Here is a 1,936-nt window from a genome sequence, read left to right as displayed (position 1 = left end):
CAGATAATAATCGCCTCCACACAGCGTAACCCGCGATGAAGCCCATCTGCTCAATCGCCAGGCATAGAACGCTGGATGAGGTACCCTTATGTCTTGGAACCAGCCCGAGTAGGGAGCCCGAGAACAAATTTACCGTGTTCGCCGGGTGGGCATTGTAGCGAGCGCACGTTAGCTTGTGTTAACCTCGGCCTGGGCAGTTGTCCTCTTCTTGACCATCGGAAGCCTGCCCCGCGTATAAGCGGGGTACAAGCACGGTCTGCGGGCAAGTGTCACACCTTGGAATAAAGTTTTAAACATTTTGTATTTCAATGAGTTTACTATTTGCCCAGGTGGCGAAATCGGTAGACGCAAGGGACTTAAAATCCCTCGGCTTATGCCGTGCCGGTTCGAGTCCGGCCCTGGGCACCAACAAGACCACTCAAGAGTATTCCTATTTGATCCTTTAGCCTCCTCCCTAATTCGGGGACAGGCTTCAATCAAGGACTCCATATCATGCCAACTCAGCAAGCTATATCTCTCGCACCCACAAGTTCTGCCCGGAACGTCATCGACGTGCGTGGCATGTCCTATGCGGTGGCCCAACCTCTCGTCTACGCCGCCACGACCCGGCTGGCGGTCGGTCAGCATGTGCAGGTATTGGCGGACACCGACCCCAGTGCCATGATGCGGGCGGTGGCCTTTCAGTTGCGCGATGCCATCTCCTGGCGTTTTGAGACCGATGGCAAACTCTGGCAGATAGACGTACAACCCCGCGCCGAAGCAGAAGCCAAGGACGTGGTGGACCTGCTGACTTGGGATCACTACCGCCTGGATCGCCAGTTTGCGGACGTGTTGGCCGCTGCCAACGAAAATCGAATAGCAGATGCTGAAGCCATCTTCAACAACTATTGGATTGGTCTCCGCCGCCATGTCCACCTGGAGAATAATGTCATCGGCCCGACCTTGGGTGGCGGCGCGGAAAAAGGTCCCCTTGCTGACATGCTCTTTGAGCACGACAGCATCATCGTCCAATCCCGATTGGTGGAAGAAACACTGCTGGAAAAGGACTATGACATGTTGCCCGCCATTTGCGCAGTGCTGTCGGGCTCTCTGGCCAAGCACGAAAACCGTGAAGAAACCATGCTCTTCCCCATTTGGCAAACTACCGACAACAGCGACCGGGGCCGCGCCGCTGAGTTCCTGGCCCGATCCAAAGAGCTGCTGGCCGGAGCAGAGGACCAGCAAGTCAATAAAGCATTCCCCTAAAGCACTACAGGCGATGAATCACCACGCGGGTTAATTAACCGAAGAGCTTCTGAGTGACACCCGCAACGTGGCGGCCCTGGAATCGAGCGATCGCCAGTTCATTGGCGCTGGGCTGGCGGCTCCCATCGCCCTTGGAAATGGTCGTGGCGCCATAGGGCGTGCCGCCGGTGATCTCGTCCATATTCATCAGTTCCTGACAGCTATAGGGAACGCCCACCACGATCATGCCCTGATGGAAAAGGAAGGTATGAGATGAGGTGATGGTGGTTTCCTGACCGCCGTGCTGCGTGGCCGTGCTGGCAAAAACACTGCCGACCTTGCCTACCAGTTTGCCTTCCTGCCACAGGTTGCCGGTGCGGTCGAGAAAGTTGCGCATTTGACCGCTCATGTTGCCGAATCGGGTCGGGGTGCCAAAGAGGATGCCATCATAATCCGCGAGATCATCGGGATGGGCTTCCGGGGCGGCCTGGTCGGTTTTGGCGTGAACAGCCGCCAGAGCCTCCGCCGACATGCTTTCGGGTACCCGCTTCAGGTCAACGGTGACGCCATCCACCTCCCGGGCACCCTCCGCTATGGCCTGCGCCATGGTTTCCACATGGCCCCAGAGGCTGTGATAAAGGACAAGTATTTTGCTCATGACGCACTCCTTGCGATAGGTAGATGTTGTCTGAGCAGTAAAGACCCTGTCTCT

At 56.7% G+C, this 1,936-nt stretch carries 2 protein-coding genes and 1 tRNA gene; 2 read left to right on the top strand and 1 reads right to left on the bottom strand.

The annotated features are described in order from the left end of the window. Positions 1-323: 323 nt before the first annotated feature. A tRNA-Leu gene (locus Q0C48_RS13280) sits at positions 324-408 on the top strand. Between the two features lie 84 nt (positions 409-492). Further along, positions 493-1,245, top strand: a complete 753-nt coding sequence (locus Q0C48_RS13275; protein ID WP_291525126.1) for a DUF2249 domain-containing protein — start codon at positions 493-495, stop codon at positions 1,243-1,245. 34 nt (positions 1,246-1,279) lie between these two features. On the opposite strand, the gene wrbA is transcribed toward Q0C48_RS13275, so the two are convergent. After that, positions 1,280-1,882, bottom strand: a complete 603-nt coding sequence (gene wrbA / locus Q0C48_RS13270; protein WP_291525125.1) for an NAD(P)H:quinone oxidoreductase — start codon at positions 1,880-1,882, stop codon at positions 1,280-1,282. Between the last annotated feature and the right edge of the window lie 54 nt (positions 1,883-1,936).

It is taken from the genome of Acidithiobacillus sp. (genome assembly GCF_023255755.1).
In the GTDB taxonomy this organism is placed as follows: Bacteria; Pseudomonadota; Gammaproteobacteria; order Acidithiobacillales; family Acidithiobacillaceae; genus Acidithiobacillus.
This window is presented reverse-complemented; position numbering and strand designations above follow the sequence as displayed.